The 24,916-nt window shown below is 61.1% G+C and carries 21 protein-coding genes; 12 read left to right on the top strand and 9 right to left on the bottom strand.

Annotated features, from left to right (window positions below; translation table 11 throughout):
* Positions 1–91 precede the first annotated feature (91 nt).
* From betB to yccS, 9 genes are all read left to right on the top strand, one after another.
* Entirely contained in the window at positions 92–1,564 is a 1,473-nt protein-coding gene (betB, locus tag BFW87_RS08895) for a betaine-aldehyde dehydrogenase (RefSeq protein ID WP_078739499.1), read from the top strand.
* Positions 1,565–1,759: 195 nt separating this feature from the next.
* Entirely contained in the window at positions 1,760–3,454 is a 1,695-nt protein-coding gene (betA, locus tag BFW87_RS08900; RefSeq protein WP_078739500.1) for a choline dehydrogenase, read from the top strand.
* Positions 3,455–3,633: 179 nt separating this feature from the next.
* A complete protein-coding gene (locus tag BFW87_RS08905; protein WP_078739501.1) occupies positions 3,634–5,076 on the top strand; it encodes a TldD/PmbA family protein in 1,443 nt (480 codons plus the stop codon).
* A complete protein-coding gene (locus BFW87_RS08910; RefSeq protein WP_078739502.1) occupies positions 5,076–6,392 on the top strand; it encodes a TldD/PmbA family protein in 1,317 nt (438 codons plus the stop codon). Before BFW87_RS08905 ends, BFW87_RS08910 begins: the two co-directional genes overlap by 1 nt.
* A 405-nt stretch (positions 6,393–6,797) precedes the next feature.
* The gene (locus tag BFW87_RS08915; protein ID WP_078739503.1) at positions 6,798–7,688 is read left to right on the top strand and encodes an alpha/beta fold hydrolase; all 891 of its coding nucleotides are present in this window, start codon (positions 6,798–6,800) and stop codon (positions 7,686–7,688) included.
* A gap of 36 nt (positions 7,689–7,724) precedes the next feature.
* Positions 7,725–9,152 carry a multidrug transporter subunit MdtD gene (mdtD, locus tag BFW87_RS08920; protein WP_078739504.1) on the top strand — a complete coding sequence of 476 codons (1,428 nt, stop codon included), beginning with the start codon at positions 7,725–7,727 and terminating at the stop codon, positions 9,150–9,152.
* Positions 9,153–9,282: 130 nt separating this feature from the next.
* Positions 9,283–10,620, top strand: coding sequence for an ATP-dependent RNA helicase DbpA (gene dbpA, locus BFW87_RS08925; protein WP_231999012.1), 1,338 nt, complete (start codon positions 9,283–9,285; stop codon positions 10,618–10,620).
* Between the two features lie 132 nt (positions 10,621–10,752).
* Entirely contained in the window at positions 10,753–11,931 is a 1,179-nt protein-coding gene (locus BFW87_RS08930) for an NAD(P)/FAD-dependent oxidoreductase (protein ID WP_078739505.1), read from the top strand.
* 203 nt (positions 11,932–12,134) lie between these two features.
* Positions 12,135–14,318: a YccS family putative transporter gene (yccS, locus tag BFW87_RS08935; protein ID WP_078739506.1), complete on the top strand. Its 2,184-nt coding sequence runs from the start codon at positions 12,135–12,137 to the stop codon at positions 14,316–14,318.
* Between the two features lie 88 nt (positions 14,319–14,406).
* Here yccS and BFW87_RS08940 read toward each other — a convergent pair whose 3' ends face one another.
* Positions 14,407–15,144 carry a substrate-binding periplasmic protein gene (locus BFW87_RS08940; RefSeq protein ID WP_078739507.1) on the bottom strand — a complete coding sequence of 246 codons (738 nt, stop codon included), beginning with the start codon at positions 15,142–15,144 and terminating at the stop codon, positions 14,407–14,409.
* A gap of 196 nt (positions 15,145–15,340) precedes the next feature.
* On the opposite strand from BFW87_RS08940, the gene BFW87_RS08945 reads away from it, so the two are divergent.
* Positions 15,341–15,793, top strand: coding sequence for a GNAT family N-acetyltransferase (locus BFW87_RS08945; protein ID WP_078739508.1), 453 nt, complete (start codon positions 15,341–15,343; stop codon positions 15,791–15,793).
* Between the two features lie 106 nt (positions 15,794–15,899).
* Here BFW87_RS08945 and BFW87_RS08950 read toward each other — a convergent pair whose 3' ends face one another.
* Genes BFW87_RS08950 through BFW87_RS08960 form a run of 3 tightly spaced genes read right to left on the bottom strand, consistent with a single transcriptional unit; the run spans position 15,900 to position 18,864 of the window.
* A complete protein-coding gene (locus BFW87_RS08950; RefSeq protein ID WP_078739509.1) occupies positions 15,900–16,196 on the bottom strand; it encodes a winged helix-turn-helix domain-containing protein in 297 nt (98 codons plus the stop codon).
* A gap of 19 nt (positions 16,197–16,215) precedes the next feature.
* Complete coding sequence (locus tag BFW87_RS08955) at positions 16,216–16,716, bottom strand: M48 metallopeptidase family protein (RefSeq protein ID WP_078739510.1); 501 nt, start codon at positions 16,714–16,716, stop codon at positions 16,216–16,218.
* Between the two features lie 42 nt (positions 16,717–16,758).
* Positions 16,759–18,864: a putative bifunctional diguanylate cyclase/phosphodiesterase gene (locus BFW87_RS08960; RefSeq protein WP_078739511.1), complete on the bottom strand. Its 2,106-nt coding sequence runs from the start codon at positions 18,862–18,864 to the stop codon at positions 16,759–16,761.
* Between the two features lie 310 nt (positions 18,865–19,174).
* Here BFW87_RS08960 and BFW87_RS08965 point away from each other — a divergent pair, with 310 nt between their 5' ends.
* Both BFW87_RS08965 and BFW87_RS08970 read left to right on the top strand, forming a co-directional pair.
* Positions 19,175–19,840 (top strand): polysaccharide lyase family 7 protein, encoded by a 666-nt coding sequence (locus BFW87_RS08965; protein ID WP_078739512.1) that lies wholly within the window; start codon positions 19,175–19,177, stop codon positions 19,838–19,840.
* 477 nt (positions 19,841–20,317) lie between these two features.
* Entirely contained in the window at positions 20,318–20,611 is a 294-nt protein-coding gene (locus BFW87_RS08970; protein ID WP_078739513.1) for a fructose-bisphosphate aldolase, read from the top strand.
* A 60-nt stretch (positions 20,612–20,671) separates the two neighbouring features.
* Here BFW87_RS08970 and fba read toward each other — a convergent pair whose 3' ends face one another.
* From fba to epd, 5 genes are all read right to left on the bottom strand, one after another.
* A complete protein-coding gene (gene fba / locus BFW87_RS08975; protein WP_003177554.1) occupies positions 20,672–21,736 on the bottom strand; it encodes a class II fructose-bisphosphate aldolase in 1,065 nt (354 codons plus the stop codon).
* A 269-nt stretch (positions 21,737–22,005) separates the two neighbouring features.
* The gene (locus BFW87_RS08980; protein ID WP_078739514.1) at positions 22,006–22,341 is read right to left on the bottom strand and encodes an MliC family protein; all 336 of its coding nucleotides are present in this window, start codon (positions 22,339–22,341) and stop codon (positions 22,006–22,008) included.
* Between the two features lie 61 nt (positions 22,342–22,402).
* Positions 22,403–22,630, bottom strand: coding sequence for a hypothetical protein (locus tag BFW87_RS08985; RefSeq protein WP_078739515.1), 228 nt, complete (start codon positions 22,628–22,630; stop codon positions 22,403–22,405).
* Between the two features lie 29 nt (positions 22,631–22,659).
* On the bottom strand, positions 22,660–23,823 hold the full coding sequence (locus tag BFW87_RS08990; protein ID WP_078739516.1) for a phosphoglycerate kinase: 1,164 nt from the start codon (positions 23,821–23,823) through the stop codon (positions 22,660–22,662).
* A 17-nt stretch (positions 23,824–23,840) separates the two neighbouring features.
* A complete protein-coding gene (gene epd / locus BFW87_RS08995; RefSeq protein WP_078739517.1) occupies positions 23,841–24,896 on the bottom strand; it encodes an erythrose-4-phosphate dehydrogenase in 1,056 nt (351 codons plus the stop codon).
* Positions 24,897–24,916: the final 20 nt, after the last annotated feature.

The raw sequence follows: 24,916 nt of genomic DNA on the forward strand, positions 1-24,916 counted from the left end.
CCCCTGAACTGCTGTCGCTCAGTGTTGCCAGACCCTTATGGCCCACTTTTCGGCGGTTAACGCCAACCACTTATGCACTTGCGAGGACTTTATGGCCCGTTTCGAACTGCAAAAACTCTACATTGACGGCGGCTACAGCGACGCTGGCAGCGATGCCACCTTCGAAGCCATCAACCCGGCTAACGGTGAAGTTCTCGCCCAAGTGCAACGCGCTACGAAAGAAGACGTTGAACGTGCCGTGGTCAGCGCTGAAAAGGGCCAGAAAATCTGGGCCGCGATGACCGCCATGGAGCGTTCGCGCATCCTGCGCCGTGCCGTCGACATCCTGCGCGAGCGCAACGATGAGCTGGCCGCGCTGGAAACCCTGGACACCGGCAAAGCCTTCTCCGAAACCCAATACGTCGACATCGTCACCGGCGCTGACGTGCTGGAATACTACGCAGGCCTGGTGCCAGCCATTGAAGGCGAGCAGATCCCACTGCGCGACACCTCCTTCGTCTACACCCGCCGCGAGCCGCTGGGCGTGGTCGCCGGTATCGGCGCGTGGAACTACCCGATCCAGATCGCCCTGTGGAAATCCGCACCGGCCCTGGCTGCCGGTAACGCGATGATCTTCAAGCCCAGCGAAGTCACTTCGCTGACCACCCTGAAACTGGCCGAGATCTACACCGCAGCCGGCGTTCCGGATGGCGTGTTCAACGTATTGACCGGCAGCGGCCGTGAAGTCGGCACCTGGCTGACCGAGCACCCGCGCATCGAGAAAGTCTCCTTCACCGGCGGCACCGACACCGGCAAGAAAGTCATGGCCAGCGCGTCGAGCTCCTCGCTCAAAGAAGTGACCATGGAACTGGGCGGCAAGTCCCCGCTGATCATTTTCGACGACGCCGACCTCGACCGCGCCGCCGACATCGCGATGATGGCCAACTTCTACAGCTCCGGTCAGGTCTGCACCAACGGCACTCGCGTGTTCGTGCCCAAGCACCTGCAAGCGGCCTTTGAAGCCAAGATCGCCGAGCGTGTTGCGCGCATTCGCGTTGGCGACCCGCAAGACGAGAACACCAACTTCGGCCCGCTGGTCAGCTTTGCCCACATGGAAAGCGTGCTGGGTTACATCGCCAAAGGTAAGGAAGAAGGCGCCCGCGTCCTGTGCGGCGGCGACCGCCTGACCGACGGCGAGTTCGCCAAAGGCGCCTTCGTGGCCCCGACCGTGTTCACCGACTGCACCGACGAAATGACCATCGTCCGTGAAGAAATCTTTGGCCCGGTGATGAGCATCCTCACCTATGAAACCGAAGAAGAAGTGATCCGCCGCGCCAACGACACCGACTTCGGCCTGGCTGCTGGCCTGGTCACCAAAGACCTGAACCGCGCTCACCGCGTGATTCATCAGCTGGAAGCAGGTATTTGCTGGATCAACGCCTGGGGCGAGTCCGACGCGAAAATGCCGGTCGGCGGCTACAAGCAATCGGGTGTTGGCCGTGAGAACGGCATCAGCTCGCTGAACAACTTCACCCGCATCAAATCGGTACAGGTTGAGCTGGGCGACTACGCCTCGGTGTTCTAAGAACCTGAAGTCTGGAGTGGCCAATGTGGCGAGCGGGCTTGCCCCGCGTTGGGCTGCGAAGCAGCCCCATTCCAGACACCGCAAATTTTCAGATAAATCTCTATCGCTGATCTTACGACTGCTTCGCAGCCGAACGGGGGACAAGCCCCCTCGCCACAACAGCGACCGGAGTCATCTCCAAAGAGGGTGCATTTCATGTCCCAAGAATACGACTACATCATTGTGGGTGCCGGCTCCGCCGGTAACACCCTGGCGACCCGTCTGACCGAAGACGAAGGCGTCACCGTTCTGCTGCTGGAAGCCGGCGGCCCTGACTACCGTCTCGACTTCCGCACGCAAATGCCAGCCGCCCTGGCGTTCCCGTTGCAAGGCCGCCGCTACAACTGGGCCTACGAAACCGATCCAGAGCCACACATGGACGGCCGCCGGATGGAATGCGGTCGCGGCAAGGGCCTCGGTGGTTCTTCGCTGATCAACGGCATGTGCTACATCCGTGGCAACGCCATGGACTACGACAACTGGTCGAAACTGCCGGGTCTGGAAAACTGGACCTACCTGGACTGCCTGCCGTATTTCCGCAAAGCCGAAACCCGCGACATCGGCCCGAATGATTGGCACGGCGGCGATGGCCCGGTCAGCGTGACCACGCCCAAAGCCGGCAACAACCCGCTGTTCCACGCGATGGTTGAAGCAGGCGTACAGGCCGGTTACCCGCGCACCGAAGACTTGAACGGCTACCAGCAAGAAGGCTTCGGCCCGATGGACCGCACCGTCACGCCAAACGGCCGTCGCGCCAGCACCGCACGCGGTTACCTGGACACGGCTAAAAAGCGTTCGACCCTGACCATCGTCACCCATGCCCTGACCGACAAAGTCTTGTTCGAAGGCAAGCGTGCTGTGGGTGTGCGTTACCTGGTGGGTGATGCAGAAGAACGCGTTGAAGCCCGCGCGCGCAAGGAAGTATTGGTGTGCAGCGGCGCAGTCGCCTCGCCGCAACTGCTGCAACGCTCCGGCGTTGGCCCGGCGAAACTGCTGGAAAGCCTCGACATCCCGGTGGTCCACGACCTGCCCGGCGTCGGCGAAAACCTGCAGGATCACCTTGAGCTGTACCTGCAATACGCCTGCACCCAACCGGTGTCGCTGTACCCCTCGCTGCTCTGGTACAACCAGCCTGCGATCGGTGCCGAATGGCTGTTCAACGGCACCGGCATCGGCGCCAGCAACCAGTTCGAAGCGGGCGGTTTCATTCGTACCCGTGAAGAATTCGATTGGCCGAACATCCAGTACCACTTCCTGCCGGTCGCGATTAACTACAACGGCAGCAACGGTGTAAAAGAGCACGGTTTCCAGGCGCACATGGGTTCCATGCGTTCTCCGAGCCGTGGTCGCATCCAGTTGAAGTCGAAGAACCCACGGGACTACCCGAGCATCCTCTTCAACTACATGGCCACCGAGCAGGACTGGCAGGAATTCCGCGATGGCATCCGCCTGACCCGTGAAATCATGCAGCAGCCGGCGCTGGACCAGTACCGAGGCCGCGAAATCAGCCCGGGCATTGAAGTGCAAACCGATGAGCAGCTGGACAAGTTCATCCGCGAGCACGCCGAAACCGCGTTCCACCCGTCCTGCTCGTGCAAGATGGGCACCGACGACATGGCCGTTGTGGATGGCGAAGGCCGCGTGCATGGCATGCAGGGTCTGCGCGTTGTGGATGCGTCGATCATGCCGATCATCACCACCGGCAACCTGAACGCGCCAACGATCATGATCGCCGAGAAAATCGCCGACAAGATCCGTGGCCGCCAGCCGCTGCCGCGCAGCACCGCCGACTACTACGTGGCAGGCGATGCGCCCGTGCGTGGCAAGCCGATGCGGGAAATTGCGCAGTAACTGAAACACCGCTGCGCTCCCATCGCAGGCAAGCCAGCTCCCACATTTGATGTGTGAACACCTTCAAAATGTGGGAGCGGGCTTGCCCGCGATGAGGCCCGACAAGCCAATGCAAAATCCCTCCTTGATCAGCTACTCTGTCTGCCTGCCCGCGACGAGCCGCCCACAAGGAAGGCCCCATGTTCGACAAACACGCCACACTCAAACAGCACTTCAGCGCCCTGCGCACCCGTGCCGAATTCTTCTCGCTGCGTTACGTGCGCGAATCAGGCCACTACCTGGCCGTACGCAAAAACGTCGCCGAACCGCCCCACCTGAACCACGACGAAGGCGCGATGCTCACCGTGCGTCTCAACGGCGTGGAAGCCTACGCCGCGACCAACGACATTTCCCTGGCCGGCCTGCAAGCCGCCCTTGAGCGCGCCGAAACGCAAGCCCGGCTGATCAAACCTCACGCGCTACTCGACCTGCAGACGCAGCACGTGTCCAGCGACGTCGCCGACTACCTGTCGCCCGACCTCGACCAGCCCTTCCCTTCCTTGAGCGACTGCTACCAATTGCTCGGCAGCGAATCCGCCGCCGTGCCCAAAGACGAGCGCCTGGTGAATTGGGAAGTCAGCCTGGGCCTGACCCACGTCGAACAGATCTACCTCAACAGTGCCGGCGCCGAACTGCGCCAGGCCCAGCGTTTTGTGTTCCCCGGCGTTAACGTCACCGCCTACGACGGCAATGACAGCCAGACTCGCACCCTGGGCGGCAGCAACTTCGGCCAGCAAGGCGGCTTTGAGGTGATCAACCGTTTCGGCCTGGTGGGCGCTGCGCCGCGTATTGCCGACGAAGCCCTGCAACTGCTGCTCGCGCCGAACACGCCGAACGGCCCGCGCGACCTGCTGTTGATGCCCGACCAGATGATCCTGCAGATCCACGAATCCATCGGCCACCCGCTGGAACTCGACCGCATCCTCGGTGACGAGCGCAACTACGCCGGCACCAGTTTTGTGAAGGCCAGCGACTTCGGCCACCTGCAATACGGCTCGCCCTTGCTCAATGTGACCTTCGACCCGGACATTCCCGAACAACTTGCGAGCTACGGCCATGACGACGAAGGCACGGCCGCCAGCAAGCAGTTCCTGATCCGCGAAGGGCTGTTGCTCAAACCGCTGGGCGGCGCGCTGTCGCAATTTCGCTCGGGCATGAGCGGCGTAGCGAACAGCCGCGCCAGCAGTTGGAACCGCCCGCCGATCGATCGCATGGCCAACCTGAATATCGAGGCCGGCGACAAGAGCCTGGCGCAACTGGTGGGCGGTATCGAAAACGGCATTCTGATGTCGACCAACCGCTCGTGGTCCATCGACGATGCGCGCAATAAATTCCAGTTCGGCTGCGAATGGGGCCAGTTGATTGAAAACGGCGAGCTCAAGGGCGTGGTGAAAAACCCGAACTACCGTGCGATTTCCGCGCAATTCTGGCGCAACCTCAGCGCCGTCGGCGACGCCAGCACTTTCAAGGTGTTGGGCACGCCGAACTGCGGCAAGGGCGAGCCGAACCAGGTGATCCGCGTGGGCCATGCCTCGCCGGCCTGTGTGTTCAGTAACGTCGACGTATTTGGGGGAGATGCCTGATGAACAACTTCAAGGCACTGGTGGAATGGCTCAAGCACGCCGTCACCGACAAGGAAGAGTTTCAGCTGGGCTACGCCGATGAAGCGTCCGAATTCGTGCGTTTCAACCACGCTCAGGTGCGTCAGGCCGGGCAGGTGCAACAGGCCAGTCTCAACCTGAAACTGATCGACGACGGCCGCCACGCCGACCTCGGCATTACCCTCTCCGGCGAGCCGGAACTGGACCGCCAACGCCTCGCCGACGGCCTGCAACAACTGCGCGAAACCTTGCCGTTGCTGCCACGGGACCCGTACCTGCTGCTGAACCACAGCGCCTGGCAAAGTAATAATGAACAGACCCGGCCGTTGCCGGAACTGGCTCAGGTGCTGGAAGACATCAGCCGCGCCGCCGACGGCGTGGACATGGTCGGTTTCTACGCCGCAGGCCCGATCACCCGTGGTTTTGCCAGCTCGGACGGCGCATTCGGATGGCACCGCGCGAACAGCTTCAACTTCGATTTCAGCCTGTTCCACGCCAACGGCGAGGCGGTAAAAGCCAGCTACGCCGGGCACACCTGGGACAGCACCGAGTTCGCCGCACGCTTCCAGCAGGCGCGCGAACAGCTGGAATTCCTCGGCCGCCCGCTGCACACACTGGCGCCGGGCCAATACCGCGCCTACCTCGCCCCGGCGGCGCTGGAAGAAATTTTCAGCATCATCACCTGGGGTGGTTTTTCCGCCCAGGCCATCGCCAGCAAAGGCAGCTCCCTGCAAAAGCTGTACGCGGGTGAGCAGTCGTTGAGCCCGCTGGTGACCGTCAGCGAACAGATCAGCGGTTCCCTGAGCCAGGGGTTTTCCACCGAAGGCTACCCACGCGGTGACGTCACGCTGATCAAGGCGGGCAAGGCCGAGGGCCAGTTGATCAACTCGCGCAGCGCCGCTGAGTACGGGCTGAGCACCAACGGCGCCAGCAGCGATGAATCTCCCAGCGCCCTGCAAGTGGCGGCGGGCAATTTGGCCCAGGCGGATATTCTCAAGGCACTCGGCACCGGGCTGTACATCAGCAACCTGTGGTACCTGAACTACTCCGACCTGCCCGCCGCCCGCCTGACCGGCATGACGCGCTTCGCCACGTTCTGGGTGGAAGACGGCGAGATCAAGGCGCCGGTCAGCACCATGCGCTTTGATGACAGCGTTTACAGCCTGCTCGGTTCACAACTGGAAGCGCTGACGGCTGAGCGGGAACTGTTGTTGTCGGCGAGTACGTATAGCCAGCGCAATACGGCCTCGAACTTGTTGCCGGGCGCGTTGGTAAAACGCCTCACACTCACTTTGTAAACACACAAACCTGCTTGTGTGTTACCGATCGTTCCCACGCTCTGCGTGGGAATGCATCCTGAGACGCTCTGCGTCACCTAGCGCAGGACTTTAACTACCCGCCGATTTCGGGACGCGGAGCGTCCAGGACAGCATTCCCACGCGGAGCGTGGGAACGATCATGGATCTGTTAACTGATGCACCGCCTTCGCGAGCAAGCCCGCTCCCACAGGGGTTCTCGCCGCATTCATACATCGTTGTTCCTCCCAGTCCTACCGCCCTTTCTCTACTTCTCTGCCTGCGTACAAGGCCAGTTGTCGCCTGTAAAAAACCTCGCTATAACGGTTAGTGGCATCCCGCCATCTCACCCACGTGCATGCGCGTGTGCACGACCTTGCTCAGGATAGGGCAAGCTGGAGCGTTGACATGAACCATGGAAGTTTTGTCATTGAAAGGCTGTTCAAGCACTACAACGTTCACATCGAAAGACTGGGCAACGACCCGAACAGGAAAACCGTCCTGCTGGTCAATGGGGCACTGTCCACCACCCGCTCATTTGCCCGCACCAGTAAGTGCCTGGCCGAACACTTCAATGTGCTGCTGTTCGACTTGCCGTTCTCCGGCTATTCCCGCGAGCACAACACCGACCTCGACCTGGTGACCAAGGACGACGAGGTGCAAATGCTCCGCGCGCTGGTGGAGCGCTTCCAGGTCAACCACCTGGTGTCGGCCTCCTGGGGCGGCATCTCCACCCTGCTGACCCTCGCCCACAACCCGCCTTCCATCGAAAGCTCGGTGGTGATGGCCCTGGCGCCCAACCTGAACAAGGCCATGCTTGATTACGTAGAACGCGTACGCGTGCTGATCGAGGCCGACGACAAGTCTGCCGTCGGCCATTTGCTCAACGAGACGGTGGGCAAATACCTGTCGCCGCGCCTCAAGCGCAATAACCACCGGCACCTGTCGAACATGGCCACCACCGAGTACCGCCAGGCGCGTTTTCATATCCACCAGGTGCTGGGCCTGGGCGATGGTAACTACCTGCCGGCGCTCAAGCAGATTGAAACACCGGTGCATTTCCTCAACGGCACGCTCGACGACTACACCCCCGCCGCTGACGCCCAGCGGTTCAAAGAGTACGTGGGCCGCAGCACGTTTGCCGTCGCCGAACAGACCGGCCACCTGCTCGATCTGGAGTCACGCGAAGCGGCATTGTCGGTGCACCGGGCGCTGTTGGATTTTCTGGTGGGCAAGCACGCAAAGTTGTCAGATTTAGACGAACCGACTGTGGGAAAAGGAGCGATGGATGGCGCATAATCGCCGACACATAGCCTGCTAACAAAAAGGTTCTCCATGCCGAATCGCGTCCCGCTCGATGCCAAGACCGCCCGCTGGTTGCCCTGGGTGGTAGCGATTGCCTTCTTCATGCAATCGCTGGATGGGACGATTCTGAACACGGCATTGCCGGCCATGGCCCGGGACCTTGCGGAAAACCCGCTGCGCATGCAGGGGGTGGTGATCGCCTACATGCTCACCGTCGCTTTGCTCATCCCGGCCTCGGGCTGGGTCGCCGACCGCTTCGGCACCAAGAAGATCTTCTTTGGCGCGATCATGCTGTTCACCATCGGCTCGCTGCTGTGCGCGCTGTCCAGCAGCTTGACCATGCTGGTGGGCGCGCGGGTGATCCAGGGCCTGGGCGGCGCGTTGATGCTGCCGGTCGGGCGGCTCGTGGTGCTACGGGCTTACCCGCGCTCCGAACTGGTGCGCATCATGGGTTTTATCACCATTCCCGGCCTGCTCGGCCCGTTGCTCGGCCCGACCATGGGCGGCTGGATGGTGCAATACCTGACCTGGCACTGGATCTTCCTGATCAACCTGCCAGTGGGCATGATCGGCTGCTACGCCGTGTGGAAACTCATCCCCGACCTGCGCGGCAGTGAGCGCACGCGCTTTGATAGCGTGGGTTTTTTGCTGTTTGGCGCAGCGATGGTGCTGATCACCATCGCCATGGAAGGCCTGGGCGAACTGCACCTGCCGCACCTGCGGGTGATGTTGCTGCTGTTCGGCGGGCTGGCGTGCCTGGCGGCGTATTGGCTGCGCGCCGGGCATATCGACAACCCGCTGTTTTCGCCGGTGCTGTTCAAAACCCGCACTTTTGCCGTGGGCATCCTCGGCAACCTGTTCGCGCGGCTGGGCAGCGGCGCCCTGCCGTTTCTAGTGCCACTGCTGCTGCAGGTGGCGCTGGGCTACTCACCCTCCGAAGCAGGGATGAGCATGTTGCCGCTGGCGGCGGCGGCGATGTTTGCCAAATCCATCGCGCGCACGCTGATTGAGCGCCTGGGCTACCGCGTAGTGCTGACCGGCAACACCCTGTTCCTCGGCATCATGCTCGCCAGCATGGGCCTGGTCAGCGAGCACACGCCCTACCCGCTGCTGCTGTGCATGCTGGCGGTGCTGGGGGCGATCAACTCGCTGCAATTTACCGCGATGAACACCGTGACCCTGATCGACCTCGACGACGCCCAGGCCAGCAGCGGCAACAGCTTGCTGTCGGTGGTGGCGCAATTGTCCCTGAGCCTGGGCGTGGCCTGCGCCGGTGCGCTGCTCGGCGGCTTTACCGCTGAAGCGGGCAACGACGGCGTGAGCACGGTGCTCGGCGCGTTCCAGTTGACCTTCCTCACCGTGGGCATCATGGCGATGCTGGCGGCGGCAATCTTCCTGCAACTGTCGCCCACCGATGGCAAACGGGCGGTCAGCCGCGAGCACGATATCGAGCATTAACAGGCTTCTCGTCTAGAACTTGCGGGGAAAATCCCACAGGACTGGTACACTGCGCGACATTTTGTTTTGCAGAGCCAGTCCCGTGACTACCATCGCCACCGCTTTTAATACTTTGCCCCTGTCCGCCGCCATGCTGGCTAACCTCGACTCGCTGGGTTATGTCGAGATGACGCAGATCCAGGCGCAAAGCTTGCCGGTGATCCTCAAGGGGCTGGACCTGATTGCCCAGGCCAAGACCGGCAGCGGCAAGACCGCCGCCTTCGGCATCGGCCTGTTAAACCCGATCAACCCGCGCTACTTCGGTTGCCAGGCGCTGGTGATGTGCCCGACCCGTGAGCTGGCCGACCAGGTTGCCAAGGAAATCCGCCGTCTGGCGCGTGCCGAAGATAACATCAAGGTGTTGACCCTGTGCGGCGGCGTGTCCCTCGGCCCGCAGATCGCCTCGCTGGAACACGGCGCCCACGTCATCGTCGGCACCCCGGGCCGCATCCAGCAGCACCTGCGCAAGGGTTCGCTGGTACTCGACGGTTTGAACACGCTGATCCTCGACGAAGCCGACCGCATGCTCGACATGGGCTTCTACGACGCTATCGAAGACATCATCAGCAAGACCCCGCCGCGCCGCCAGACCCTGCTGTTCTCGGCCACTTACCCGGTGAGCATCAAGCAGTTGGCCTCAAAATTCATGCGTGCGCCGCAGCAAGTCAAAGCTGAAGCATTCCACTCCGACGACCAGATCGAGCAGCGTTTCTACGAAATCTCGCCGGAAGAGCGCATGGACGCCGTGACCAAGGTGCTGGCGCACTTCCGCCCGGCCTCCTGCGTAGCGTTCTGCTTTACCAAGCAGCAAGTGCAGGAAACCGTGGATCACCTGACCTCCAAAGGCATTTCCGCCGTCGGCCTGCATGGCGACCTGGAACAGCGCGACCGCGACCAGGTACTGGCCATGTTCGCCAACCGCAGCACCTCGGTACTGGTTGCCACTGACGTTGCGGCACGCGGCCTGGACATTGACTCGCTGGACATGGTGATCAACGTCGAACTGGCCCGCGACTCGGAAATCCACATTCACCGCGTAGGCCGTACCGGCCGCGCCGGTGAGACTGGCATTGCTATCAGCCTGGTCGCGCCGTCCGAAGCGCACCGCGCCCAAGCCATCGAGCAACTGCAGAAGTCGCCGCTGAACTGGGACCAACTGGACAACCTCAAGCCGCAAAGCGGTGGGCCTCTGCTGCCGCAGATGAGCACCCTGTGCATCGCTGCCGGCCGTAAAGACAAGGTTCGCCCGGGCGACATCCTCGGCGCATTGACCGGTGATGCCGGTATTCCGGGTGCCCAGGTGGGCAAGATTGCGATCTTTGATTTCCAGGCCTTCGTGGCCGTGGAACGCGGGATCGCCAAGCAGGCGTTGCAGCGTTTGAACGACGGCAAGATCAAAGGCCGCTCGTTGCGCGTGCGTATCCTCTGACCCTGATCGTTCCCACGCTCTGCGTGGGAATGCATACCGTGACGCTCCGCGTCACAAAGCGGACGCAGAGCGTCCATGGCGGCATTCCCACGCAGAGCGTGGGAACGATCTGATGAACATGAGGACACCGTTTTGCGCTCGACCGAAGTTGTGATCATTGGCGCCGGCGCCGCAGGCTTGATGTGCGCACTGACCGCCGCCGGGCGTGGGCGCAAAGTGATGTTGATCGACCACGCCAACAAGGCCGGCAAGAAGATCCTGATGTCGGGCGGTGGCCGCTGCAATTTCACCAACATGTACACCGAGCCCGCCAACTTCCTCTCGCACAACGCGCATTTCTGCAAGTCCGCCCTGGCGCGCTACACCCAGTGGGACTTCATCGGGCTGGTGGCCAAGCACGGCGTGCCGTACCACGAGAAGAAACTCGGCCAGCTGTTCTGCGACAACAAGTCCAGCGACATCCTCGGCATGCTGCTCGACGAGTGCATCCAGACCGGCGTGAGCCTGCACCTGGACACTTCGATCGAAGAAATCGCCAAAGTCGAAGGTGGCTATCAGTTGCAGACCACGTTGGGTGAGTTGCGCTGCGAGTCCCTGGTGATCGCCACGGGCGGGCTGTCGATACCGACCCTGGGCGCCACCGGTTTTGGTTACCAGGTTGCCAAACAGTTCGGCCACGAACTGCTGCCGACCCGCGCAGGGTTGGTGCCGTTCACCATCACCGACCAGCTCAAGGATATGTGCGGCGAGTTGTCCGGCACCTCCGTGGATTGCCTGGTCAGCTGCAACGACCAGAGCTTTCGCGAGAACATCCTGTTTACCCACCGCGGCCTCAGCGGCCCGGCGATCCTGCAGATTTCCTCTTACTGGGAAACCGGCGACACGGTGGAGATCAACCTGCTGCCCGACCACGACGCCCACGACTGGCTGCAACAGCAACAGGCCGAGCGCCCGAACAGTGAGCTGAAAACCCTGCTGGGCGAGATTTTCACCAAGAAAATGGCCAACCTGCTGGCGGACACCTGGTTTATGTCCAAGCCGATGAAGCAGTACACCCACGCCGAAATCGCTGATATCGCGCAGAAACTGGGTAGCTGGCAATTGGTACCGGCGGGCACTGAAGGCTATCGCACCGCCGAAGTGACGCTGGGCGGGGTGGATACGCGCGAAGTGTCATCCAAGACCATGGAATCGCTGAAAAGCCCGGGGTTGTACTTTATTGGCGAAGTGCTAGATGTGACCGGTCACCTGGGCGGGTTCAATTTTCAGTGGGCGTGGGCCTCAGGCTACGCCGCCGCCCAATACGCCTGACACACTCGGATTGATCGTTCCCACGCTCCGCGTGGGCATGCATCCCGGGACGCTCCGCGTCCCAAGAGCGGACGCAGAGCGTCCATGGCGGCATTCCCACGCAGAGCGTGGGAACGATCATCCAGTATTTGTGATTCCCAGGCTTGCCGTGACGTCACTGATGGCTCAATTTAGCGGCATCGTCCCGGAAGACTCCAGACTTCATGTCATCGACCTCGTTCAAGCAGTCCATGCGGCGCCTGTGGGCGCTGGATAAATTCAGTTACAGCGTACGGGTATTCATCGCCCTCACCGGCAGCATGGCGCTGTGCTGGTATCAGGATGAAATGACGCTGCTGATCCCGCTGTTCCTGGGGATTATCGCCAGCGCCCTGGCCGAGACCGATGACAGTTGGCAAGGCCGTCTCAATGCCCTGGCGGTGACGCTGGTGTGTTTCAGCGTCGCCGCGCTGTCGGTGGAGTTGCTGTTCCCTTACCCCTGGATTTTCGCGATTGCCCTGGCGCTGGCCAGCTTCTGCCTGACGATGCTCGGCGCGCTGGGCGAGCGCTATGGCGCCATTGCTTCAGCGACGCTGATTCTGTCGGTCTACACCATGATCGGCGTGGACCAGCGCGGCGGCGCCGTTACCGATTTCTGGCACGAGCCGCTGCTGCTGGTAGCCGGTGCCGCCTGGTATGGCGTGCTGTCGGTGCTGTGGCAGGCACTGTTTTCCAACCAGCCGGTGCAGCAGAGCCTGGCGCGGTTGTTTCGCGAATTAGGGCGTTACCTCAAGCTCAAGTCGTCGCTGTTTGAACCCATCCGCCTGCTGGACGTGGAAGCACGCCGCCTGGAGCTGGCCAAGCAGAATGGCCGGGTCGTGGCGGCGCTGAATGCGGCGAAGGAAATCATCCTGCACCGCGTGGGCAATGGCCGACCGGGCTCGAAAGTCAGCCGCTACTTGAAGCTGTACTTCCTCGCCCAGGACATCCACGAGCGCGCCAGCTCGTCGCACTATCCTTACAACGCGCTGACCGAAGCCTTCTTCCACAGCGACGTGCTGTTCCGCTGCCAGCGCCTGTTGCGCCAGCAAGGCAAGGCCTGTCAGACCCTCGCCGAATCGATCCAGCTGCGCCAACCGTTCATTTATGACGACAGCTTCGCCGAAGCCCTGGGCGACCTGAACGCCTCGCTGGAACACCTGCGCATCCAGAGCAACCCCGCCTGGCGCGGTCTGCTGCGCTCGTTGCGCGCCCTGGCGGCCAACCTGTCCACACTCGACCGCTTGCTGGGTGACGCGAGCAACCCCGACGCCCTGGCCGATGCCACCGACAGCAGCCTGCTGGACCGCGCACCCCGTAACCTCAGTGAAATGTGGACGCGCCTGCGTACTCAACTGACACCGACGTCCTTGCTGTTCCGCCACGCCCTGCGCCTGCCGCTGGCGCTGATGATTGGCTATTGGATGGTGCACTTGATCCACCCGTCCCAAGGCTACTGGATCATCCTCACCACCCTTTTTGTATGCCAGCCCAACTACGGCGCCACGCGGCGCAAGCTTGGCCAGCGGATCGTCGGCACCGCCATCGGCCTGACCGTGGCCTGGGCGTTATTCGATCTGTTCCCCAACCCGCTGGTGCAATCAATGTTCGCCATCGCCGCCGGCCTGGTGTTCTTTATCAACCGCACCACGCGCTACACCCTGGCGACGGCGGCAATCACCTTGATGGTGTTGTTCTGCTTCAACCAGGTGGGCGACGGTTACGGGCTGTTCTTGCCGCGCCTGTTCGATACCTTGCTCGGCAGCCTGATCGCAGGCCTGGCGGTATTCCTGTTCCTGCCGGACTGGCAAGGCCGCCGCCTGAACAAGGTGCTGGCCAACACCCTGACCTGCAACAGCATCTATCTGCGCCAGATCATGCAGCAATACGCCGCCGGCAAAAGCGACGACCTCGCTTACCGCCTGGCGCGGCGCAACGCGCATAACGCGGATGCAGCGCTGTCCACCACCCTGGCGAACATGCTGATGGAGCCGGGGCACTTTCGCAAAGAGGCGGATGTGGGCTTTCGCTTCCTGGTGCTCTCGCACACGTTGCTCAGTTATTTGTCAGGGCTGGGTGCACACCGCGAAACGCAATTGCCGGCTGAAGTGCGTGAGCATTTGATCGATGGCGCCGGTAATTCCCTGGCGGCGAGCATCGATGAAATCGCCACGGGGCTGGCGAACAAGCAGCCGATCGCGATTCAGAGTGATGCCGAAGAAGCACTGGCGGCAGACCTTGAGCAGATGCCGGATGAGATCGATGAAGGGCAGCGGTTGGTGCAGACGCAGTTGGCGTTGATTTGCCGGCAGTTGGGGCCGTTGCGTACGCTGGCGGCGCATTTGATCAAGGATACCGGCGAGGCTTGAATCGCTCGCAGGCAAGCCAGCTCCCACAGTTTGAATTGTGAATACCTTCAAGTGTGGGAGCTTGCCTGCGATGGGGCCCTGAAGAACCCTACATCCCATGCGCCTTCATCAACCGCGCATAACTCCCATCCGCCTTCATCTTCTCAATCTCCCGGTCAAAACTGGCCACGATCTGCGCATGCTCGGGGTTCTTCAGGCTGACCAGAATATGCAGGCTGTTTTCACTCAACGGCTTGTCCAAAAACTCCACAGAATTGCGCACCCGGGGCGACTCACGCGCCAGGTAATACCGCGCAACATATTCATCCTCCAACGTCAGCCGAACGCGCTGCGCCGCCAGCATACGCACGGCCATGGCGAAGTTATGCACCGGGATTTTGTTCAACTGCGTGTCCTGATCAAAGGGCGCCGAATACGCATAGCCGCGCACCACGGCAATGGACTCGTCGTGCAGTTGCGCAAGGTTTGTATAGTCGATGGGGTCGTCGCGGCGCTTGATAAAACGCACGCGGTTGAGCAGGTATTCTTCGGAAAACTGCCCCAACTGCGTGCGGGCATCGTCGTACCAGGCATTGATCAGCACGTCATAGCGGCCATCGCCAACACCCATCAGCGCGCGCGCCCACGGCACTTGCTCGAAGTCACTGGCATACCCCGCCCGGCCCAGGGCAGTGGTGACGATATCGGTGGCCAACCCGCCATTCACCAACGTGGAGTCGGTAAAGGGTGGCCAGGCATCCGCAACCAGGCGCAAGCGTTGTGCCAGAGCGGGCTGGGCCAGCAATAACACTGCGATCAAAGCAACGGCACGAGAGAATCGCGGCATGCTCAAGGTCCTTGGCGGGCAGGCGATGGCCTGATAACAGTAGCTCATCAATGAGCTTGCACTGGAGATTACACAAAGAAGCCGGCGCCGATCGGATTGAATGATGGCAAATTGACGGCATTCACAAAAATGCTCAATTTAGACAGGAATGCCCGTCACGCTTACTATCGGCACAGACATCACAAGAGAGCACACCATGACCGTTGAATGGGTCTGCAAACATCACGATGACCTTGGCAAAGAGCAGCTTTACGCCATTTTGCGTCTGCGCAACGAGGTGTTCGTCGTCGAACAGAAATGCGTTTATCAGGATCTCGACGGGCAGGACCTGTCGGGCGACACCCATCACCTGATGGCTTGGCAAAACGATGAACTGGTGGCGTATCTGCGCCTGCTGGACCCGGAGACTCAGGGCGGCGATGTGGTGGTGGGCCGGGTGATCGTGGCACCGGTGGCGCGCGGCACCGGGTTGGGGCATCAGATGATGGAAGAAGCCCTCAAGCAGATAGACGATATCTGGCCGCAGATGCCGATCTTTCTGTCAGCCCAGGCGCATTTGCAGGGATATTACGGGCGGTATGGGTTTTTGGTGGCGGGTGAGGAATACCTGGAGGATGACATTCCACATATCGGAATGCGTCGGGCTTGAGGGCCTCATCGCAGGCAAGCCAGCTCCCACACTGGATCGGGCTCACACGGTCAAAAATGTGGGAGCTGGCTTGCCTGCGATGGCGTCAGCCCGATCACCCCATGAATCACGGGTAACCCAACACCTGCTTGATCACCACCAGATTCGCCTCAATCCACCCGCGATCAATCGCCCCCCAGCTGCGAATCCGATAATGCCCCGCATGGTTGCGGGCACCGTCTTCCTGCTCGAACTCACACACAATGTCCAGGTCAGCCAGCGCCGCAATCGTGTCCTGCGCCGTGCGCCGGGGCATGCCGGTGGCGTCGGTCAAGGCGGGTACGCTGCTGGCCAACTGGCTATCAATCAAATACGCCACATACAGGCGGCGGTAGAAACTGCTTTTGGTCTTGCTCACATCCATGGTGGGTCGCCTGCTGAGGTTAGGGCTTGCCCTGCAAGTCGCGATACGTGAGGTACACCCGCAGGTCAAATTCCACCTGGTGGTAGCCGGGCATCATGTATTCGCAGAGTTTGTAGAAGGCCTTGTTGTGGTCCGATTCCTTGAAGTGCGCCAGCTCGTGCACCACGATCATGCGCAAAAACTCCGGCGCCGCCTCCTTGAACAGAGAGGCGATGCGAATCTCTTTCTTGGATTTGAGATTACCGCCCTGCACCCGCGAGATCGTGGAGTGCAAGCCGAGGGCGCGATGGGTCAGGTCCAGGCGGTTATCGAACAGCACCTTGTCGATGGCCGGCGCGTTGCGCAGGTGTTCCTGCTTCAGGGCCAGGGCGTAGCTGTATAGCGCCTTGTCGCTCTGTACGCCATGGCGCTCGGGGTAACGCTGCTCCAGGTAAGCGCCCAACTGGTCCTTGGCGATCAGTTGGCGCACTTGCTCCTGGAGCGCTGCGGGGTAAGCCTGGAGGTATTTCAGCGCGGTCATGGGGTCTGCAACAGGGTTCGAATGGGCGCCAGTGTAGCGAATTCAAAGCAGACGGGGGTGCGACCAGGCGAGCAATTCCTCGGGCCTCAACGGCTGCGCCGCCCAGGGTCCCTGAACAAACGAGCAACCATTGGCCTTGAGCCAGCGGGCCTGCTCGTGCGTTTCAACGCCTTCGGCGATCACCACCACATCGAAATGGCCGCACAGCTGAATGATACTGCGGGCCATGGCCGCATCCCGTGCTGAACCTGGCAGGCGCCCCACCAATTGCGGGTCAAGCTTGAGCGTATCGAACGCCAGGTCGCGCAAGTGGGCCAGGGAGCAATGCCCCAGACCAAAGTCATCCAGGGCGGTACGGATGCCAATCTGCCGCAGTTGCTTGAGCTGCTTGGTCGACTCCTCAAGGTTACTCATCAGGCTGTCTTCGCTGATCTCCACCTCCAGTTGCCGACCCTGCAACCCATGTCGCTCGAGTACCTGCTGCAGTTGGGCGGCCAGATTGGGCATGTTGAACTGGCTGCTGCTCAAGCTCACGCTCAGTACCAGCTCTTCATCAAATGTGGTTTGCCAGGCCTGGCGCTGGAGCGCGACTTGCTGGTAGATCCAGGCGCTCAACTGGCTGATCAACCGCGCCTCCTCCAACAGCGGCAAAAACAACCCCGGCGGCACGTCGCCGACGCTGGGGTGCTGCCAGCGCAACAGCGCCTCGACCCCGCGCAAGCGCCCATCGTCGAGCGAGACCTGGGGCTGATACACCAGGGTGAAGTCCTTGTTCTGGATGGCGGTGCGCACACTGTCTTCCAGCATCAGGCGCGAGCGGGCGCGGCCGTTCATTTCCTGATCGTAATAGCGATATTGCTGACGCCCAGCGCGCTTGGCTTCGTACATGGCGATGTCCGCTGCGCGCAGCAGGCCATTGAGGTCCGAGCCACAGTCCGGAAAGGTCGCAATACCGATGCTGGCGCCGAGCATCACATCCAGCCCGTCGACCTGCTGGCACACCGACACGCGCTCGATCAGTTTTTCCGAAATTTTCGCCGCCTGCTCCGGGAATTCCAGCTCCAGTAACGCGGTGAATTCATCGCCACCCATGCGCCCAAGAATGTCGTAGGAGCGCAAACACGCCTGCATCTGCTCCGAGACCCAGCGCAACACCCGGTCCCCGGCGTCGTGGCCCAACGAATCGTTGACCCGTTTGAACCCGTCGAGGTCCAGGTACAGCAGCACCAGCGAGTGCTCGTTACGTTCGCTGCGCAGCAAAGTGTTTTCCACGGCCTGATGGAACCCGCGCCGGTTCAACAACCCGGTCAACGGGTCGGTGACCGCCTGGAACTCCAGTTGCTGGTGCAGGTGGCGCACCTCGGACATGTCCAGCACCGTCACCACCATGGCCTTCTGTTCGGCGGGCAACGGAGCACTGGACAGCGCCACCGGCACCTGTTGGCCACGGCCCGTGCGCAAAATGGCGTCGTGCTGGCGCCAGGTTTCGCCCTTGCGGTACGCCTCGTACATCGGGAAGCTGAGCCAGGCGGGCACATGGGGTTTTTGCAGGAAACTCAGGAAGCTCTCGCCCTGCAACTCCGCCATCGTGGCATTGAGCAGCCGCGAAATGGCCGGGTTGGCGTACTGAATCACACTGCCCTCGCCCACCACCAGAATGCCCTCGGCGGCGTTGTCGAGCACCGAGGCATTAAAGGCGCGTGCGGACTCCAGGTCATGGCTCAGGCGCTGCAAGGCCCGGCGGTTGCGCTGGTGCTCCAGCAAGGCCTGGACTTTGGGCTTGAGGATATTCGGATCGAAGGGCTTGAACAGGTAGTCAATCCCGCCGCTGGCATAGCCTTCCAGCACCGCGGCGGGCGATTGGGCATTGGCCGTCAGGAAAATAATCGGCGTCATGCGCGTGCGCTGGCTGCCGCGCATCAAGCGTGCGACTTCAAATCCGTCCATGCCGGGCATCATCACGTCCAGCAGCACCAGGTCCACGTCGTGTTCGAGCAACAGCTCCAACGCCTCCAGGCCTGAGCTTGCGGTGAGCACCCGCCAATCTTCCCGCTGCAAAAGCGCGCGCATGCTGATGAGGTTTTCCGGGTAGTCATCGACCACCAGAAGAACCGAACTGCCATCGCCGAGTTGTAGAGCGCAATCCATGCTACGTCTCTTCCTTAAGAAACTGCACCGGTCACTTCTGATAAAAAGACCGGACAAACGCTGAGGCCTCACTCTAGCCCCGGTTCTAAAAAAGCAGAAGTGACGTGGGTGCCATCATTGCGCCAAAGCTCAGGAAGCCGACTAACGGTAAGGCCCTGCAGCCCCCGTACCATGGGAAACATGGCTTTTTGGCATTCCTCTGACGCCAATAAAATGCCAGCAATTGTTTAACAACCGGACGATCACCGCCTATAAAGAACCTGTAAGGCCCCCGGGCTAAAGCTTTCACCCTCTGTAAAAGGCCAACGCCATGATCGACCTTTCCACCTGGAACCTGAGCATCCCGGTCGGCTCACCGCCCGCGACCATCAACACGCCAAAGTTGCTGAGCGGCTTTAAAGACCAGTATTTCCAGGCCGAAGGCAGCAACGTGCAATTCTGGACCCCCGTGACCGGCACCCGCACCGAAAACGCCATCTACCCGCGCAGCGAATTGCGCGAAACCTACGCCGACGGGCGCCTGCGAAACTGGGCCTACCCGGATGCCGACAACTTTTTGCGGGCCACCCTGACGGTCAACCAAGTGCCCTCCACCGGCAAGATCGTGATCGGGCAAATTCATGCCTACGACAGCCAGAAGCCGCTGATCAAGCTCGAATACCAATTCAAGGAGAAGACCCAGGCCGGCAACATCGTCGCCAAAGTGCGCATGCACCCGGACGATGGCGAAGGCCGCGTGATCACCGTGGCGTCGAATGTGCCGCTGGAAAAAAGCTTCACCTACGTGATCAACCTCAACAAGGCCGGGCTGCTCAGTGTGTATGCCGCTGATGGCGAATGGAACGAGCGCATTGGCGCAGCGTGGGGCGCCAAGCAGCTGTATTTCAAGGCGGGGGTGTATGTGCAGGACAACAGTGGCAACAGCAAGGAAGGCGCGCGGGTGACGTTTGCGAAGCTGGATATTGATCACGAGTGAATGCTGATTTGCCTTACTCCGAGTAGGCAGCTTCCTGTGGTTGCGAGGATTATTCGCTGAGTCATTCAGCTGTTTAAACACACCACTAATCACTGTGGGAGCCGGGCTTGCCCGCGATGGCGGTGTATCAGCCAACATTTGTGGCGCCAGACACGCCGCCATCGCGGGCAAGCCCGGCTCCCACAGTGGTTCTGCGTCCTACAGGGCCGTTGCGACAAGCCAAATCGCCGCTTATAGTTCGCCCCGTCGCCGGCAGTGATCGGCGATAGGGTTTCGCAGCCCTACAGAGTTAATTCCGCACCCGTCAAAAACAGCCTAGGCTCTCGCCGACGGCCGTCTTTGTTATGGCGGCTGTGCGTGGGAGACCTTCGGGTCTGCCGGGTCTTAACTCCTCGGTCTGCGAACCCGCGTACAGCTGCCACCTCATTTGTTTCGCAGCAAACGGTGGCCATTCTTCTCTCGAGTTAAGGATTGTCCATGAAGAACCAACTACCGCCCCGCCGCTTCTACCCGTGCACCGAAACCGCCACCGATTCCCCCGTGCTGTTAATCGACAGCGAAGCCCCGCTGCCCGACCTCCACGCCTGCCTGCGCGAACGCCTCAACGCCGCCCTCGAACACCTCAACCTGATGGCCTGCTCCAGCCTGCCGGACTTCGCCGAGCGCGACCTGAATAACGTAACCAACATTGCACGCATTCTGGTGCAGGATGTGAGCGATGTGTTCTGCGTGATCGAACACCGGGGTTTCGGCACACCTGACGCCGCCTGATCAAATCCCGCCCACAAAAAAGCCCGCATCACTGCGGGCTTCTTTTTAAACGCCTGAGGCTTAGTTCACCTTGGCGTTCAACTCACCTTTCAGGTAACGCTGGTACATCGCTTCCAGCGAGATCGGCTTGATCTTCGAAGCATTGCCGGCAGTACCGAACGCTTCGTAGCGAGCGATACACACGTCACGCATGGCCGTCACGGTAGCGCCGAAGAATTTGCGCGGGTCAAATTCGCTTGGGTTGGTGGCCATCAGGCGACGCATCGCACCGGTGGATGCCAGACGCAGGTCGGTGTCGATGTTGACCTTGCGCACGCCGTACTTGATGCCTTCAACGATTTCTTCAACCGGCACGCCGTAGGTTTCTTTGATGTCGCCGCCGTACTGGTTGATGATCGCCAGCCACTCTTGCGGGACCGAGGAGGAACCGTGCATCACCAGGTGGGTGTTCGGGATGCGTTTGTGGATTTCCTTGATGCGGTCGATAGCCAACACGTCGCCGGTAGGCGGCTTGGTGAACTTGTAGGCGCCGTGGCTGGTGCCGATGGCGATGGCCAGGGCATCAACCTGGGTCTTTTTCACGAAGTCAGCGGCTTCTTCCGGGTCGGTCAGCATTTGGCTGTGATCCAGCACGCCTTCGGCGCCGATGCCGTCTTCTTCGCCAGCCATACCGGTTTCCAGGGAACCCAGGCAGCCCAGCTCGCCTTCAACCGACACGCCGCAGGCGTGAGCCATGGCCACGGTTTGTTGGGTAACGCGTACGTTGTACTCGTAGTCGGTTGGGGTCTTGCCGTCTTCGCCGAGGGAGCCGTCCATCATGACCGAGCTGAAGCCCAGCTGGATGGAGCGCTGGCACACGTCAGGGCTAGTGCCGTGGTCCTGGTGCATGCACACCGGGATGTGCGGGAATTCTTCGATAGCGGCGAGGATCAGGTGGCGCAGGAACGGTGCACCGGCGTATTTGCGGGCACCGGCCGAGGCCTGGACGATCACGGGGGAGTCGGTCTTGTCAGCGGCTTCCATGATGGCGCGCATCTGCTCAAGGTTGTTGACGTTAAAAGCTGGGACGCCGTAGCCGAACTCGGCTGCGTGGTCCAGCATTTGACGCATGCTGATAAGTGCCATTGTGTTGTCTCTCCCGGTAGAGGGTCGTTAATCGTGCAAGCCTGCCGTAGCGGCGGCTGCTATTCAAGTTATTGCAGATCAAGGGGTTAAGGCTTGAGCTGCTGAATCGTTATTGCAGTGTCCGATCCAAAATCCATGTCACGTTGGAACCGGATCTACTGTGGGAGCGGGCTTGCTCGCGAAGGCGGTGTGTCAGTTACCGAATTCGCCTGCTGAACCACCGCTTTCGCGAGCAAGCCCGCTCCCACATTGGATCTTCATTGGGCTCACTATTGGGCCTTACAGCCGCGCCCAATCAAATCATCGGTGGCGACCCAGTAAACCAGGCCTTCCTCACCTTTTGTGTGAAACGCCAACTGGCCGTCGCTGTACAGCACGCCCGAGGCGGCAATGTCTTGTTTCAGGCGGTACACCTGATCGGAACCGCCGAGGCGTACATCCACCTCGTTGCGGGCCGCATTGGCAAAGCGCCAGTTGACCTCGGCCTTGCTGTCGCAGGTCCAGGTGGTCCACTTGTCGGCGGCCGGTTCTGCCTTGTTGAACATGTTCATGCTGCTGCAACCGGCCAAAAGGGCCAGGGCTGCCAGGGCGAAAACGCCTTTCATTGCCAATCCTCGAACGACGGCCCAAGGGCCGCCACTGCTGTCGGTTAGTTGATCAGACCCATCAAGGGCAACCCTGTTCCTGACCGTTGGGCGCGGCGTCGTATTTCTCGAGCCGCTCGTTGCCGATGCGCTTGTTGATCACCGGCATGGTCTCGGCTTGCCAGTCAGCCTGGTAGCAGCTTTTTTTCTGCGCAGGCGTTGGCGTTTCAGCCTCATGCACAGCGCTTGGCGTGCTGCCGCAGCCGGCCAACAGGCCCGCTGCGATCACCAGTGCCAACGACTTGATCATGGGAATGCTCCTTTTCCTGATCGCGAGCCTCAGCCCTTGGCTCGGGTTTCCAGGACTTCAACGGCTGGCAACACTTTGCCTTCGACGAATTCAAGGAATGCGCCGCCACCGGTAGAAATGTAGGAGATTTGGTCAGCAACGCCATATTTATCGATGGCCGCCAGGGTGTCACCGCCGCCGGCGATGGAGAACGCCGAGCTTTCTGCAATGGCTTTAGCCAGCACTTTGGTGCCGTTGCCAAACTGGTCGAACTCGAACACGCCGACCGGGCCGTTCCACAGAATGGTCTGGGAGGCTTTCAACAGCTCGGCGAAGTTCGCTGCAGTTTGCGGGCCGATATCCAGGATCATGTCGTCGGCAGCCACGTCAGCAATCAGCTTGACGGTGGCTTCGGCGCTTTCAGCGAATTCCTTGGCAACCACCACGTCCACCGGCAATGGCACGCTGACCTTGGCGGCGATGGCGCGGGCGGTGTCGAGCAGGTCCGGCTCGTAGAGGGACTTGCCCACCGGGTGACCGGCTGCAGCCAGGAAGGTGTTGGCAATGCCGCCGCCGACGATCAACTGGTTGCAGATAGTGCTGAGGCTGTTGAGTACGTCGAGCTTGGTGGAAACCTTGGAACCGGCAACGATGGCGGCCATGGGTTGCGCCGGAGCGCCCAAGGCTTTGCCCAGTGCATCCAGTTCAGCCGCCAACAGTGGGCCAGCCGCTGCAACCTTGGCGAATTTGGCCACGCCGTGGGTCGAGCCTTCAGCGCGGTGTGCGGTGCCGAAAGCGTCCATCACGAACACGTCGCACAGGGCCGCGTATTGCTGGGCCAGTTCGTCGCTGTTCTTTTTCTCGCCCTTGTTGAAGCGCACGTTTTCGAACAACACGATGTCGCCGGCTTTCACGTCAACGCCGCCCAGGTAGTCAGCCACCAGCGGCACGTTGCGGCCCAGGGCTTTGCTGAGGTATTCGGCGACAGGCTTGAGGCTGTTTTCGGCGGAGAACTCACCTTCGGTCGGGCGACCCAGGTGGGAGCAGACCATCACGGCCGCGCCTTTTTCCAGGGCCAGCTTGATGGTCGGCAGCGAGGCCAGGATTCGCGCATCGCTGGTGACAACACCGTCCTTGACTGGGACGTTGAGGTCTTCGCGAATCAGTACGCGCTTACCTTGCAGATCGAGGTCGGTCATCTTCAACACGGTCATGGGTCGCAGTTCCTGAATTACTGTTGAGGTTGTTTGGAGGCGATGTGCAGATAATGTTCCGCAACATCCAGCATGCGGTTGGCAAAACCCCATTCGTTGTCGAACCACGCCAGGATGTTCACCAGCCGTGGGCCGGAAACGCGGGTCTGGCTGGCATCGACAATCGCCGAATGCGGGTCGTGATTGAAATCACAACTGGCGTGGGGCAACTCGGTGTAGGCCAAAAGCCCCTTGAGCGGGCCACTGGTAGCGGCGTCGCGCAGGATCCGGTTGACCTCCGTCGCATCGGTGTCGCTGACGGTTTGCATGGTGATGTCCAGGCAGGACACGTTCACCGTCGGCACCCGTACGGCTTTGGCCTGAATTCGCCCGGCAAGTTCCGGTAACAATCTTTCGATGCCGCGGGCCAGGCCGGTGGACACCGGAATCACTGACTGGAACGCCGAACGCGTGCGACGCAGGTCTTCGTGGTGGTAGGCGTCGATCACCGGCTGGTCGTTCATCGCCGAGTGAATCGTGGTGATCGACACGTAATCCAGGCCGATCGCCTGATCCAACAGGCGCAACAGCGGCACGCTGCAGTTGGTGGTGCAGGAGGCGTTGGACACCAGCAGCTCAGCGCCGGTCAGGCAATCCTGGTTGATGCCGTAGACGATGGTGGCGTCGACATCCGCCTCGCTGGCCATCGGCTGGGAAAACAGCACACGCGGTGCGCCGGCGTCGAGAAAACGCTGGCCATCGGCACGGGTGTGGTAGACACCGGAACATTCCAGCACCAGGTCGACGCCCAGTGCTTTCCAGTCGATGCCTTCGGGGGTGGCACTGCGCAAGACCTGCACGCAGTTGCCATTAATATGCAGACAGTCGTCTTCAACCCGCACTTCGCCGGGAAAACGGCCGTGGGTGGAGTCAAAGCGTGTCAGGTATTCGATGCTGGCCATGTCAGCCAGATCGTTGATTGCCACAATTTCAAACCCGGCCGCCGCCCCTCGCTCGAACAGAGCACGCAAGACGCAACGACCAATGCGGCCGTAGCCGTTGAGTGCAACTTTGTAGGGACGCGGTTGAGGCATGGGGTTCTCGATTACCTTGG

Origin of the sequence: Pseudomonas fluorescens (assembly GCF_002022275.1) — a bacterium.
Taxonomy (GTDB): domain Bacteria; phylum Pseudomonadota; class Gammaproteobacteria; order Pseudomonadales; family Pseudomonadaceae; genus Aquipseudomonas; species Aquipseudomonas fluorescens_AJ.

What these genes read in the sequence shown, in the direction of transcription:
- BFW87_RS08910 (WP_078739502.1), top strand. Translation starts at nt 5,076, where the DNA reads ATGAACAACTTCAAGGCACTGGTGGAATGGCTCAAGCACGCCGTCACC.
- BFW87_RS08985 (WP_078739515.1), bottom strand. Translation starts at nt 22,630, where the DNA reads ATGATCAAGTCGTTGGCACTGGTGATCGCAGCGGGCCTGTTGGCCGGC.
- fba (WP_003177554.1), bottom strand. Translation starts at nt 21,736, where the DNA reads ATGGCACTTATCAGCATGCGTCAAATGCTGGACCACGCAGCCGAGTTC.
- BFW87_RS08990 (WP_078739516.1), bottom strand. Translation starts at nt 23,823, where the DNA reads ATGACCGTGTTGAAGATGACCGACCTCGATCTGCAAGGTAAGCGCGTA.
- epd (WP_078739517.1), bottom strand. Translation starts at nt 24,896, where the DNA reads ATGCCTCAACCGCGTCCCTACAAAGTTGCACTCAACGGCTACGGCCGC.
- betB (WP_078739499.1), top strand. Translation starts at nt 92, where the DNA reads ATGGCCCGTTTCGAACTGCAAAAACTCTACATTGACGGCGGCTACAGC.
- BFW87_RS08955 (WP_078739510.1), bottom strand. Translation starts at nt 16,716, where the DNA reads ATGACCGCGCTGAAATACCTCCAGGCTTACCCCGCAGCGCTCCAGGAG.
- BFW87_RS08970 (WP_078739513.1), top strand. Translation starts at nt 20,318, where the DNA reads ATGAAGAACCAACTACCGCCCCGCCGCTTCTACCCGTGCACCGAAACC.
- BFW87_RS08945 (WP_078739508.1), top strand. Translation starts at nt 15,341, where the DNA reads ATGACCGTTGAATGGGTCTGCAAACATCACGATGACCTTGGCAAAGAG.
- yccS (WP_078739506.1), top strand. Translation starts at nt 12,135, where the DNA reads ATGTCATCGACCTCGTTCAAGCAGTCCATGCGGCGCCTGTGGGCGCTG.
- BFW87_RS08960 (WP_078739511.1), bottom strand. Translation starts at nt 18,864, where the DNA reads ATGGATTGCGCTCTACAACTCGGCGATGGCAGTTCGGTTCTTCTGGTG.
- BFW87_RS08965 (WP_078739512.1), top strand. Translation starts at nt 19,175, where the DNA reads ATGATCGACCTTTCCACCTGGAACCTGAGCATCCCGGTCGGCTCACCG.
- mdtD (WP_078739504.1), top strand. Translation starts at nt 7,725, where the DNA reads ATGCCGAATCGCGTCCCGCTCGATGCCAAGACCGCCCGCTGGTTGCCC.
- BFW87_RS08905 (WP_078739501.1), top strand. Translation starts at nt 3,634, where the DNA reads ATGTTCGACAAACACGCCACACTCAAACAGCACTTCAGCGCCCTGCGC.
- betA (WP_078739500.1), top strand. Translation starts at nt 1,760, where the DNA reads ATGTCCCAAGAATACGACTACATCATTGTGGGTGCCGGCTCCGCCGGT.
- dbpA (WP_231999012.1), top strand. Translation starts at nt 9,283, where the DNA reads ATGCTGGCTAACCTCGACTCGCTGGGTTATGTCGAGATGACGCAGATC.
- BFW87_RS08915 (WP_078739503.1), top strand. Translation starts at nt 6,798, where the DNA reads ATGAACCATGGAAGTTTTGTCATTGAAAGGCTGTTCAAGCACTACAAC.
- BFW87_RS08940 (WP_078739507.1), bottom strand. Translation starts at nt 15,144, where the DNA reads ATGCCGCGATTCTCTCGTGCCGTTGCTTTGATCGCAGTGTTATTGCTG.
- BFW87_RS08980 (WP_078739514.1), bottom strand. Translation starts at nt 22,341, where the DNA reads ATGAAAGGCGTTTTCGCCCTGGCAGCCCTGGCCCTTTTGGCCGGTTGC.
- BFW87_RS08950 (WP_078739509.1), bottom strand. Translation starts at nt 16,196, where the DNA reads ATGGATGTGAGCAAGACCAAAAGCAGTTTCTACCGCCGCCTGTATGTG.